Below are 11,358 nucleotides of genomic sequence, written 5' to 3' on the forward strand. Positions count from 1 at the left end.
GAACCCACCCGTCCGGGGTACGGGGCCGGTATGCGCAGCATCTGGAAAGGCGCGATCTCGTTCGGCCTGGTCACCATCCCGGTGAAGCTGTACTCGGCCACCGAGCAGCGCGACGTGGCCTTCCACCAGGTCCACCGCGAGGACGGCGGGCGGATCAGGTACCGGCGCGTCTGCCAGGTCTGCGGCCAGGAGGTGCCGTTCGCCGACGTCGCCAAGGGCTACGAGCTGCCCACCGGCGAGATGGTCGTGCTGACCGACGAGGACCTGGCCGACCTGCCGCTCACCACGTCCCACCGGATCGAGGTGCTGCAGTTCACCCCGATGGAGCAGGTCGACCCCGTGCACTTCAGCAAGACCTACTACCTGGAACCCGACCGGATGGGGATCAAGCCCTACGTCCTGCTGCGGGAGGCGCTGGCCGGGTCCGGCCAGGTGGCGGTGGTGAAGGTCGCGCTGCGCTCCCGGGAGGCGCTGGCCACGCTGCGGGTCCGGGAGGGCGTCTTCGTGCTGGAGACCATGCTCTGGCCGGACGAGATCCGCGCCCCCGACTTCCCCTTCCTCACCGAGAAGATCGACGTCCGGCCGCAGGAGCTGGCCATGGCGACCTCGCTGATCGAGAGCATGCAGGCCGACTTCGATCCCGACGAGTACAAGGACGTCTACCGCGAGGCGCTCCTGGACGTCATCGAGGCCAAGGCCGAGGGGCGCGAGGTCGTCCAGCCCGCCGCGGCCGAGCAGCCCGCCGCCACCGACCTGCTGGCCGCGCTGCGCGCCAGCGTCGAGGCCGCCAAGAAGAGCCGCGAGGAGGCCGCCCGGCCCGCGGAGAAGAAGGCGGGGGGCGAGAAGCCCACCCGCCGCCGGTCCGCCTAGAACCCGAGCCGGGCGAGGATGTCGTCGAGGGTCAGGGCGAAGAGCGGTTCGGGATCGGTCAGGGCGAACTGCACGTGGCCGAAGACCTCCAGGCTGACGGCGCCCTGCAGCAGGACCCAGCACTGCAGGTAGACCAGGATGCCGCCCAGGGGCAGGGTGATGCCCATGTGGTCGCGGTACTCGGTGAGCTGGGCGCGCAGGCCGGGGTCGATCCCCTCGTCGGGCGTGACGGGGAAGGGCTTCCGGGCCCACAGCTCGTAGAACAGCTCCATGAAGAACATGCCGAACCGGTTGCCGCACTCGTCGGCGTGGTCGTGCCCGCCGGGCCGGTCGGGCTGGGGGATGGGGGTCCCGAAGATCAGGCCGTACTCGCGCGGATGCTCCAGGGACCAGTGCCGGAACCGGTGCCCCACCGCGCGGAGCCTGGTCTCGATGTCCTGGTCGGCGACCTCCGCGAGCCGGGCGGCCAGGGAGTCGGTGACCTCGTTGTAGAGGTCTCCGGCCAGGTGCCTGATCAGGTCGCCGCGGCTGGGGAAGTAGCGGTAGAGCGCGGGCGCCGTCATGCCCATCTCCCGGGCGATCGCCCGCAGGGTGACCGCCTCGGGGCCCTCCTGGACCAGCAGCCTCCGGGCGGTCTGGCTGATCTCCGCGATGGTCGCGGCCCGCAGCCGTTCCCGCCTTGCCCCGCTCACTCGTGCTCCTTCTGATGTGACCTAACTCGCACTTGACGGTACCGCCCCGCCGCGAGACGGTTAACACCGTACGCCATGTAAACGGCATTAACTAAAGTAACCCTCAATCACTAAGGGGTCGATGATGTTCGAGACCTGGGGGCGGTTCGTCCACCGGCGGCGCAAACCCCTCCTCTGGCTCTCCCTGGTCGCCGTCGTGTTCTTCGGGGTCTGGGGGACGGGGGTGTTCGGCGCGCTCACCACGGCGGGCGGCTTCGACACCCCCGGCAGCGGCAGCCACCAGGCGGCCCAGCGGATCGAGGACGGCTTCGGCCGCTCCGAACCCGACGTCGTCGTCCTGTACTCCGGGAACGCCGACGACCCGGCCGTCGAGAAGGCGGTCACCACGTCCCTGGCGGCACTGCCGAAGGACGTGGTCGCCGGCTCCGCCACCTACTGGTCCACCGGCTCGCCGCAGTTCGTGAACCAGGACCGCACCGCGACCTACGCGGTCCTCAACCTGGCGGGGGAGACCCCGCAGGACCGCACCGACGCCTTCGCCGAGATCGAGCCGCGGCTGCGCGACGCGGGCGGCCTGCAGGTGCGGCTCGGCGGCACGCTCGTCACCGAGGACGCCATCAACTCCCGGGTCTCCTCCGACATCGCCTTCGCCGAGACCATCTCCCTGCCGGTCCTGCTGGTCCTGCTGGTGATCGTCTTCGGCGGGCTGGTCGCGGCGTCGCTGCCGCTGGTCATCGGTGGTGTGGCGATCCTCGGCTCCTTCACCGCCCTGCACGCGCTGTCGTACTTCACCGAGATCTCCACGTTCTCCATCAGCATCACCACCTTCCTCGGCATGGGACTGGCCATCGACTACGGGCTTTTCGTGGTGTGGCGGTTCCGGGAGGAGCTGGAGCGCGCCGAGGGGAACGTCGAGACGGCGGTCGTCCGCACGATGGGCACCGCAGGCCGCACCGTCGTGGTGTCCGGCGTGACCGTCGCGGTCTCCCTGGCCGGGCTGCTGCTGTTCGAACAGAACTTCCTGCGGTCCATGGGCATGGGCGGTGTCGCCACCGTGCTGGTGGCGATGCTCGCGGCCGTGGTGGTGCTGCCCGCGCTGCTGGCCGTCCTGGGGCCGAAGGTGCGTTCGCGCCGGGCCAGGAGGACGGGCAAGGACGGCGGAGGCGACCGCTGGCGGCGCGTCGCCCAGGCCGTCATGCGCCGACCGGTCGCGGTGAGCCTCTCGGTCGTGGCGCTGCTGCTGGTGCTCGGCGCGCCGTTCCTGCGCATCACCTGGGGCGGCGTCGACACCCGGGTGCTGCCGGAAGGCACCGAGAGCCGCGTCGTCGCCGAGACCCTCGCCGCGGAGTTCCCGCGCGGCGCCGTCGACCCCATCGAGATCACCGTCGAGGGCGCCCCCGCCGAGCGCTACCTCGCCGAGCTCCTCGAGGTCGAGGGCGTGACGGGCGGGACGATCGCCGGCACGTCCGGGGACCTCACCCGCATCCGGCTCACCTACGACGGCGACCCCTACTCCGCCGAGGTGCGGGAGCTGGTGCGCGAGGTGCGGGCCGTGCCCGCGCCCGGCGAGACCCACGTCGGCGGCACCACCGCCGTCCTGGAGGACCAGCTCGACAGCCTCGGCGACAACCTGGTGCCGCTCCTGCTGTTCATCGGCATCGCCACGTTCGTCCTGCTCTTCCTGGCGTTCGGCTCGGTCGTGCTGCCGCTCAAGGCGATCCTGATGAACGTGCTGTCACTGGCCGCGACGTTCGGGGCGATCGTCTGGATCTTCCAGGACGGCCACCTGTCGGGCCTGCTGGACTTCACCGTCACCGGTGACATCGCCCCCGCCATGCCGATCCTCATGTTCGCCATGCTGTTCGGCATCTCCATGGACTACGAGGTCTTCCTGCTCTCCCGCGTCCGCGAGCAGTACGACCTGACCGGCGACAACACCGCCGCGGTCGCGGCCGGACTGCAGCGCACCGGCTCGATCATCACCAGCGCCGCGCTGCTGTTCGTCGTCGTGGTCGGCGCGTTCGCCACCTCCGGGATCACCTTCATGAAGCTCACGGGCGTCGGCATGTTCATCGCCGTCGTGGTGGACGCCACGATCATCCGGGTGCTGCTCGTGCCCGCCACGATGCGGCTGCTGGGCGAGGCCAACTGGTGGGCGCCCGGCCCGCTCAAGCGCCTGTACGCCCGTTACGGGATCCGCGAGGAGGACGAGCCCGCCCCGGCCCGCGAGACGGCCGGGGTCTAGGGGCGGCGGCCGCGCAAGGCGTCCTCGTCCGCGGGGCGCTCGGCGGTGGTGGTCCTGTGGCCCGCTGCCGGGCCCCGGCCGGACATCACCGCCACGCGCAGGTCCCGGGAGCGGCGCCCCGGACGCGGTGCCGCCCCCGGGACCGCGCGGCCGCCCTTCACCGCTCGTCTCCCGGCAGGAGGCCCTCCCAGCGGGCCCGCCGCAGGTCGACGCGGTCCTCGCCGCGCAGCGGCGTCCCCTCCCGCGCGTAGGCGGCCCGTGCCCGCGCCTCGTGGCCGGGGAGCATCCGCCCGTCCGCCCGGATCACCCGCCACCACGGCACCCCGCCGCCCTGGACCGCCATGACCCGCCCGACCTGCCGGGGGCCGCCGGCTCCCAGGTACTCGGCCACGTCCCCGTATGTCATGACCCGTCCCGCGGGAATGCGCTCCACCAGGCTCAACACCAGCTCAACGTAGTCCTCGTCGCCTTTCACGCGGTCATTCTCGCGTCGCGGGACCCGCCCGGACCACCCCGTTTCCCCGGAGGGCACGATCACGGCCCGCTGTCACCGTAGGGTCACTCCTGGTTGTCCTCCCGGTTGGGCGACGGCCTTCCCGGGGATGACCGGCACGCGGAACGATCTTTGACGGCGGATGGCCGGGGGAGCGGGGGCGGGATGGAAGAGGCGATCGCGGAAGGGCGGATCCCGGTCGGAGGGCTCAAGCGGGTCATCGGACGCAGGGTGCTGCTGCTCTTCGTGATCGGGGACATCCTCGGCGCGGGCATCTACGCGCTGGTCGGGCAGGTCGCCGGGAAGGTCGGCGGGGCGATCTGGCTGCCGTTCCTCGTGGCGTTCGTGCTCGCCTCGCTGACCGCGACGGCGTACGCCGAACTGGTCGGCAAGTACCCCAGGGCCGCGGGGGCCGCGCTCTACACCAACCGGGCGTTCGGCATCCCGTTCCTGACGTTCATGGTGGCGTTCGCGGTGATGATGAGCGGCATCACCTCGGCGAGCGCGGCGGCGCGGGCGTTCGGCGGGCGCTACCTGGCGGAGTTCGTCACGCTGCCGACGGTCGCGGGGGCGCTGATCTTCCTGGCGATCGTGACGCTGGTGAACTTCGCGGGCATCTCCGAGTCGGTCCGGGTGAACGTGGTGCTCACCGCGATCGAGGCCTTCGGGCTGCTGGTGATCGTCGCGATCGGGGCATGGGCGCTGCTGCAGGGCGACGGCGACCCCGGGCGCGCGCTGGAGTTCAGCAGCGCCGACGGCGCCTTCCTCGGCGTCCTGGGCGGCACGGCGCTCGCCTTCTACGCGCTGCTCGGCTTCGAGGACTCGGTGAACCTCGCCGAGGAGACCAAGGACCCGCAGCGCGACTTCCCGCGCGCGCTCTTCGGCGGCCTCGCCGTCACCGTGCTCGTCTACATGGCGGTGGCCTTCACCGCCACGATGCTGGTCGACACCCGCACCCTCGAGGCCTCCACCGGACCGCTGCTGGAGGTGGTGGAGGTCGCGGGCCTGTCCTTCCCGCCGAAGCTGTTCGCGCTGATCGCGCTGCTGGCCGTGGGGAACACCGCCCTCATCAACATGATCATGGCTTCCCGGCTGGTGTACGGCATGGCGCAGGAGCGCATCGTCCCGGCCTTCTTCGGCATGGTGCACGCCCGCCGCGCCACCCCCTGGCCGGCGATCCTGTTCACCGTCGCCATCGCGGTGGTCCTCGTCGGCACGGGCGACATCGGCGGCCTCGCCGACACCACGGTCCTGCTGCTCCTGCTGGTGTTCGCGCTGGTGAACGTCTGCGTGATCGTCCTGCGCCGCGACCCGGTCGAGCACGCCCACTTCCGCGCCCCCACCTGGATGCCGGCGCTGGGCGCGGTCGTCTGCCTGGTCCTGGCCTCCCCCCTGACCGGCCGCGAGGCCGAGGTCTACATCCGCGCCGCCGTGCTCCTGGCCATCGGCGCCGTCCTCTGGCTGGTCAACCACCTCTTCTCCCGCCGCGGGGTGTGAGGCGCTCCTCGCCCTGAACGGGCATGAAACGCCCCCGGGCCGGAAAGCGCACAGTTGATCGCTGAATCCGCTCTCCGAAAGGGGCCGCCGTGCGCTTCGAGGAACTGGTCGAGACCGCCGGCAAGGCCGTCGACCTGGCAGGGGTCCTGGTCATCGTGGTCGGCGGCGTGCTGGCCACGGTGCTGTTCGCCCGCCGCTCCCTGCGCCGCGAGGACTTCCCCGCCGCGTACCGCTCCTACCGCCAGACCCTGGGCCGCGCCATCCTGCTGGGGCTGGAGTTCCTGGTCGCCGGGGACATCATCCGCACCGTCGCGGTCTCCCCGACCTTCACCAGCGTCGGCGTCCTGGCCGCCATCGTCGCCGTCCGGACCTTCCTCAGCTTCTCCCTCAGCGTCGAACTGGAGGGCCGCTGGCCCTGGCAGCGCCGCGCCTTCACGCCGGCGGACGGCCCCTCCGGCGCGCAGGCCGAGGCGGGGTAGCGGAGGACTTCCCGTTTCTTCCCGCAGCCGCCTCGACCATCGGTGACGTCCGCCTCCGCCCGTCAGCAGGTCCTGCGCGCCCGTTCCCGCGCTCCGGGAAAGTACTTGACACTGGGGAAAGTAGAAAGTACTTTCCTCTATGGAAAGTGATTGTGGAGGGAAGACGATGACCGAGTACGACCCGGCCGAGGCGCTGGCGGAGATCGAGCGGACGCAGCAGAAGGCCTACGCGGAGCAGAAGCTGCCGCTCTGGTACGCGCCCGGGTTCGCGGGCCTGATGACCTTCGGGCAGATCGGACTGGACGCCGAGAGCCCTCTGGTGAACGGGCTGAGCGCGCTGGTGGCCGCCGCCGGTTTCGGCGCTCTGGTGGCGCTGCTGACCCGGCAGAGCCGGGTGCGGTGGACGCCGAACGCCTGGAGCCCTCCCGCGATGCTCGTCTTCCTGGGATGGGCGCTGCTCGGAGTGGCCGCGGGGTTCGGCGTCCACGCGATGGCGAGCGGTCTGGACGAGCCGTGGCGGAAGGTGCTCGCGGGCGGCGTCGCCATGGTCCTGCTGGGCGTCACGACACGCCCGATGGAGCGCCTCGTCCTGCACTACAGCAAGGGCAGGGTGGCGAAGTGAACCTCGATCCGCTGATCCACGCACCGGCCCGTCTGCAGATCATGTCCCTGCTGGCCACCGCGGTCGAGGCGGAGTTCTCCTTCGTCCGCGACAGCCTGGAGATCAGCGACTCGGCCCTGTCCAAGCACGCCTCGGCCCTGGAGGCGGCGGGCTACGTCGAGATCCGCAAGGGCCACGTCGGCAAGCGCCCCCGCACCTGGCTGAAGCTCACCGACCCCGGCCGCAAGGCCTTCAAGGACTACGTCGAGACCCTCCAGCGGATCGTCCGCCAACCCCTCACCTGAGCCCCGGCCCGGCGGGCGCCGTACGGGCGAGGGAAAAGGACAGGCCCCGGACCGGGTGCGGTCCGGGGCCTGGGAGCCGTGTCGCCGACCGTCAGTAGGTGGGCTGGCTGGGGTCGATCTGGCGGATCCAGGCGAGGATGCCGCCGCCGACGTGGACGGCGTCGGTGAAGCCGGCGTTCTTCACCACGGCCAGGGCCTCGGCGGAGCGGACGCCGGACTTGCAGTGCAGGACGATCCTCTTGTCCTGGGGGAGCCCGGCCAGGGCGTTGCCGTTGAGGAACTCGCCCTTGGGGATCAGCGTGGCGCCCGGGATGGAGACGATCTCGTACTCGTTGGGCTCGCGGACGTCGATGAGGAAGATGTCCTCGCCCTTGTCCTGCATGTCCTTGAGCTCGGTGACCGTGATGGTGGAGTCCTGGGCGGCCTCGGAGGCCTCCGCGGAGACCGCGCCGCAGAAGGCCTCGTAGTCCTCCATCAGCTCGGTGATCGTCGGGTTCTTGCCGCACAGCGGGCACTCGGGGTCCTTGCGGACCTTGACCTGGCGGTAGGTCATCTCGAGTGCGTCGTAGATCATCAGCCGGCCGACCAGCGGCTCGCCGATGCCCGCGAGGAGCTTGATGGCCTCGTTCACCTGGATGGAGCCGATGGACGCGCACAGCACGCCCAGGACGCCGCCCTCGGCGCAGGACGGGACCATGCCGGGGGGCGGGGGCTCGGGGTAGAGGCAGCGGTAGCAGGGGCCGTGCTCGGCCCAGAACACGCTGGCCTGGCCGTCGAAGCGGTAGATCGAGCCCCACACGTACGGCTTGCCCAGCAGCACGGCCGCGTCGTTGACCATGTAGCGGGTCGCGAAGTTGTCGGTGCCGTCGACGATCAGGTCGTACTGGGAGAAGATGTCCAGCACGTTGTCGCGGTCCAGCGCGACGTTGTGCACCTTGACGTCGACCAGCGGGTTGACCTCGCGGACCGTCGCCGCCGCGGACTCGGCCTTGGGCAGGCCCAGCGAGGACTGGCGGTGGATGATCTGGCGCTGCAGGTTGGACTCGTCGACCACGTCGAAGTCGATGATGCCCAGGGTGCCGACACCGGCCGCGGCCAGGTACAGCAGGGCGGGGGAGCCGAGGCCGCCCGCGCCGACGCAGAGCACCTTGGCGTTCTTCAGTCGCTTCTGCCCGGCCATCCCGACGTCGGGGATGATGAGGTGCCGCGAGTAGCGGTTGACCTCTTCGCGGGTCAGCTCGGCCGCAGGCTCTACCAGCGGTGGCAGTGACACGGTTCACTCCTGGTGATGGGGCGCTTTTCGTCCAGGCACAACCATCGCACCGGCCCGGACATTCCCTCAATGTACCGGTGGCCCGGGGGCCGCCCTCGCGGAGGGCGGAGCCCTCAGGCCTCGCGGCCGAGCAGGGCGGCGCCCAGCAGCCCGGCGCGGTCGCCGAGCGCGGCCCGCACGATGCGCACCGGGCGGTGGTAGGTGGCGCGTTCGGCGACGGCGGCGCGCAGCGGGCCCAGCAGGGTCTCGCCGCTCTGGGCCAGGCCGCCGCCGATGACGATCTGGGTGGGCGCGCAGATCGTCATGTACGTCAGCAGCGCGGTGGTCAGGGCGTCGACCGTCTCCTGCCAGATCTCCAGGGCGGCGGGCTCGCCGGCCTCCACCCGCTTGGCGACCTCCTGGGCGCTGGCCTGCTCGCCGGTCCGCTCGGAGTAGCGGCGCCCGACGGCGGAGGCGGAGGCGACGGTCTCCAGGCAGCCGCGGGAGCCGCAGCCGCACGGGTGCCCGCCGGGCACGAGCGGCATGTGGCCGATCTCGCCGCCGTACCCGCCGCCGCTGAACGGCCGCCCGTCCATGATCATGGCGCCGGCGATACCGGTGCCCAGCGCGAGGAAGAGCAGGTCGCGCTCGCCGCGCCCGGCGCCCAGCACCGACTCGGCGAGGCCGCCGGCCCGCACGTCGTGGCCGATCGCCACGGGCAGCTCGGTGTGCTGGGCGAGGTGGCGGCGCAGCGGGAAGTCGCGCCAGCCGATGTTGGCCGAGGAGCGCACCACGCCGGTGCCCTCGTCGATGATCCCGGGGATGACGACGCCCGCCCCGGAGGGCCGCAGGCCGCGTTCGCGGGCGCCCTCGACGAGCTGCCGGACCACGCCGACGAGCCGTTCGGTCACCGCGGCGGGACCGTCCTCCCGGCCGGTGTCGTAGAGCCGCTCGGTGATGACCTGGGCGCTCTCGCCGACCAGCCCGGCCTTCATCCGGGTACCGCCCACGTCGAGCGCGACCACGCAGGACCCGGCCATGGAGGTTCCCCCTTGCAGGAATGAGGTGATGAGGCGCCTGTCCTGCGAATGATGCCTTGTCCGGTCAGACGGACGGTAATCGAGACCATGAAAGTCCTCGAAAGTGGGATTATGCGGGCAACACGGGAGGAGAGCAGGAGTGAGCGAAGCTGTCGTGCTCGGTGGGCGTTACCAGCTCGAGGGGCAGATCGGCAAGGGGGGCATGGGCCAGGTCTACCTGGCCGTCGACACCCGGCTGGAACGCAAGGTCGCGGTGAAGGTGCTGCCCAAGGCGCCCGACCAGGATCCCGAGGGGGTCACCCGGTTCCTGCGCGAGGCGCGGCTGGCCGCCACCCTCCAGCATCCCGGCATCACGGTCGTCCACGACATCGACGTGGACAACAACGTCCTGTACCTGGTGATGGAGCTGCTCAACGGGCGGGACCTGCACAAGCTCCTGGAGGAGCGGCCCGGGGGGCTGCCGCTCGAGCAGGCGGTGAACCTGGCGGTCCAGATCACCGACGCCCTGGGCGCCGCCCACGACCAGGGCATCGTGCACCGCGACCTCAAGCCCGCCAACGTCATGGTGGTCGAAGGCGGCCGGGCCAAGCTGTGCGACTTCGGCATCGCCAAGCACCTGTCGTCGGCGACCGGCCTGACCGGCAGCGGCGTGCTGGGCACCCCCGTCTACATGGCGCCCGAGCAGTTCCTCGGCAAGAACATCGACGCGCGCACCGACATCTACCTCCTCGGCGGCATGTTCCACGAGATGTTCTGCGGCCAGCCGCCGTTCCCGATCGACGAGGGGCTGGAGGCGCTCGTCCAGGGCCACCTCAAGTACCCGCCGAAGGGGCCCAGGGCGCACAACGGCGCGCTCCCCCCGGAGGTCGACCGGCTCATCCTCGACATGCTCGCCAAGGACCCCGCGCAGCGTCCCGCGGACGCGGCCGAGGTGATCCGCAGGCTGAAGGCCGTCGACGTCTCCGCCATGCCCGCCCGGCCCGAACGCCCCGCTCCCGCCGTCCCGGTGGAGGGCGCCCAGGCCGCGATGGCGGCCCTGGGCGGTTCGCTCCCGCCCGCCCCCGCGCCCGCGGCGGGATCGCCCGCCGCGGAGTACGAGCAGCTCAACAAGCGCGCCGCCCGCTTCTGCCACGAGGGCCGCTACGCCGACGCGGTGACCGCCGCCGAGCAGGCCGCGCAGGGACGCGCCGCGCTGCTGGGCCCCGAGCACCCCGACACGCTCAGCAGCCGCAACATCCTGGCCTCGGCGCTGTACCTAGCCGGGCGCGCGCAGGAGGCCGAAGGCGTCGCCCGCACCGTCGCGCAGGGCCGGGCGCGCGCGTTCGGCCAGGAGAACCCCAAGACCCTGCGCAGCTGGCTGCTGCTCGCCAAAATCCTCTACACGCTCGGCCGCGCCTCCGAGGCGCTGCCCGTCGCGCAGGGCGTCGCGCGGGACCGCAGCCGCATCCTCGGCCCGGAGAACACCGAGACGCAGGAGGCGCGCAACACCGAAGGGTGGGCGCTGCACGCGCTCGGACGCCACCCCGAGGCGCTCAACGTCGCGTACGAGACGGCGACGGCGCGCGGCCGCCTCCTCGGCAACGAACACCCCGACACGCTGGAGACGCGACTCCTGCTCGGCCTGACCAACCAGGCCGTCGGCCAGTTCCCCCGCGCCCACGCCATCGCCACGGCGCTGAAAATCGACTGCACCAAGGTGCTCGGCGCAGGCCATCCGCTGACGACGCGCGCGGAGTCGTTGTGCCAGGCGCTCAACGCGCCCGCACCCGCACCGCACGTGCCGCATCCCATGGCGATGCCCCACCCGATGGCGGCCCCGTCCTGGCCCGCCCAGCCCGCACCTCCGCCCGTCCCGTACTACAGGTGACCTGACGGAACACGACC

Annotated in this window: 11 protein-coding genes; 7 read left to right on the forward strand and 4 right to left on the reverse strand. The window is 71.6% G+C overall.

Annotation, left to right across the window (positions count from 1 at the left end; translation table 11 throughout):
* The first annotated feature begins 30 nt into the window (after nt 1–30).
* Complete coding sequence (gene ku, locus C2865_RS17635; protein ID WP_106399583.1) at nt 31–870, forward strand: non-homologous end joining protein Ku; 840 nt, start codon at nt 31–33, stop codon at nt 868–870.
* On the opposite strand, the gene C2865_RS17640 is transcribed toward ku, so the two are convergent.
* Nucleotides 867–1,562 (reverse strand): TetR/AcrR family transcriptional regulator, encoded by a 696-nt coding sequence (locus C2865_RS17640; RefSeq protein ID WP_106399584.1) that lies wholly within the window; start codon nt 1,560–1,562, stop codon nt 867–869. The genes ku and C2865_RS17640 overlap by 4 nt on opposite strands.
* A gap of 124 nt (nt 1,563–1,686) precedes the next feature.
* Here C2865_RS17640 and C2865_RS17645 point away from each other — a divergent pair, with 124 nt between their 5' ends.
* On the forward strand, nt 1,687–3,807 hold the full coding sequence (locus tag C2865_RS17645) for an MMPL family transporter (RefSeq protein ID WP_106400035.1): 2,121 nt from the start codon (nt 1,687–1,689) through the stop codon (nt 3,805–3,807).
* 157 nt (nt 3,808–3,964) lie between these two features.
* Here C2865_RS17645 and C2865_RS17650 read toward each other — a convergent pair whose 3' ends face one another.
* Nucleotides 3,965–4,282, reverse strand: coding sequence for an MGMT family protein (locus C2865_RS17650; RefSeq protein ID WP_269802723.1), 318 nt, complete (start codon nt 4,280–4,282; stop codon nt 3,965–3,967).
* A gap of 183 nt (nt 4,283–4,465) precedes the next feature.
* On the opposite strand from C2865_RS17650, the gene C2865_RS17655 reads away from it, so the two are divergent.
* From C2865_RS17655 to C2865_RS40790, 4 genes are all read left to right on the forward strand, one after another.
* Complete coding sequence (locus C2865_RS17655) at nt 4,466–5,797, forward strand: APC family permease (protein ID WP_106399585.1); 1,332 nt, start codon at nt 4,466–4,468, stop codon at nt 5,795–5,797.
* 89 nt (nt 5,798–5,886) lie between these two features.
* The gene (locus tag C2865_RS17660) at nt 5,887–6,276 is read left to right on the forward strand and encodes a DUF1622 domain-containing protein (protein ID WP_106399586.1); all 390 of its coding nucleotides are present in this window, start codon (nt 5,887–5,889) and stop codon (nt 6,274–6,276) included.
* Nucleotides 6,277–6,442: 166 nt separating this feature from the next.
* A complete protein-coding gene (locus C2865_RS40785) occupies nt 6,443–6,898 on the forward strand; it encodes a hypothetical protein (RefSeq protein WP_106399587.1) in 456 nt (151 codons plus the stop codon).
* Nucleotides 6,895–7,182, forward strand: a complete 288-nt coding sequence (locus C2865_RS40790) for a winged helix-turn-helix domain-containing protein (protein WP_106399588.1) — start codon at nt 6,895–6,897, stop codon at nt 7,180–7,182. Before C2865_RS40785 ends, C2865_RS40790 begins: the two co-directional genes overlap by 4 nt.
* A gap of 91 nt (nt 7,183–7,273) precedes the next feature.
* On the opposite strand, the gene moeZ is transcribed toward C2865_RS40790, so the two are convergent.
* Complete coding sequence (gene moeZ / locus C2865_RS17675) at nt 7,274–8,455, reverse strand: adenylyltransferase/sulfurtransferase MoeZ (RefSeq protein ID WP_106399589.1); 1,182 nt, start codon at nt 8,453–8,455, stop codon at nt 7,274–7,276.
* Between the two features lie 113 nt (nt 8,456–8,568).
* A complete protein-coding gene (locus C2865_RS17680) occupies nt 8,569–9,474 on the reverse strand; it encodes an ROK family protein (protein WP_106399590.1) in 906 nt (301 codons plus the stop codon).
* 139 nt (nt 9,475–9,613) lie between these two features.
* On the opposite strand from C2865_RS17680, the gene C2865_RS17685 reads away from it, so the two are divergent.
* Entirely contained in the window at nt 9,614–11,341 is a 1,728-nt protein-coding gene (locus tag C2865_RS17685) for a serine/threonine-protein kinase (RefSeq protein WP_157963777.1), read from the forward strand.
* Nucleotides 11,342–11,358 lie beyond the last annotated feature (17 nt).

Source organism: Actinocorallia populi (assembly GCF_002995495.1).
Taxonomy (GTDB): domain Bacteria; phylum Actinomycetota; class Actinomycetes; order Streptosporangiales; family Streptosporangiaceae; genus Actinocorallia; species Actinocorallia populi.

Excerpts from the sequence above, each read along its gene's own strand:
- ku (WP_106399583.1), top strand. The coding sequence starts at position 31 with ATGCGCAGCATCTGGAAAGGCGCGATCTCGTTCGGCCTGGTCACCATC.
- C2865_RS17655 (WP_106399585.1), top strand. The coding sequence starts at position 4,466 with ATGGAAGAGGCGATCGCGGAAGGGCGGATCCCGGTCGGAGGGCTCAAG.
- C2865_RS40785 (WP_106399587.1), top strand. The coding sequence starts at position 6,443 with ATGACCGAGTACGACCCGGCCGAGGCGCTGGCGGAGATCGAGCGGACG.
- C2865_RS17680 (WP_106399590.1), bottom strand. The coding sequence starts at position 9,474 with ATGGCCGGGTCCTGCGTGGTCGCGCTCGACGTGGGCGGTACCCGGATG.
- C2865_RS17645 (WP_106400035.1), top strand. The coding sequence starts at position 1,687 with ATGTTCGAGACCTGGGGGCGGTTCGTCCACCGGCGGCGCAAACCCCTC.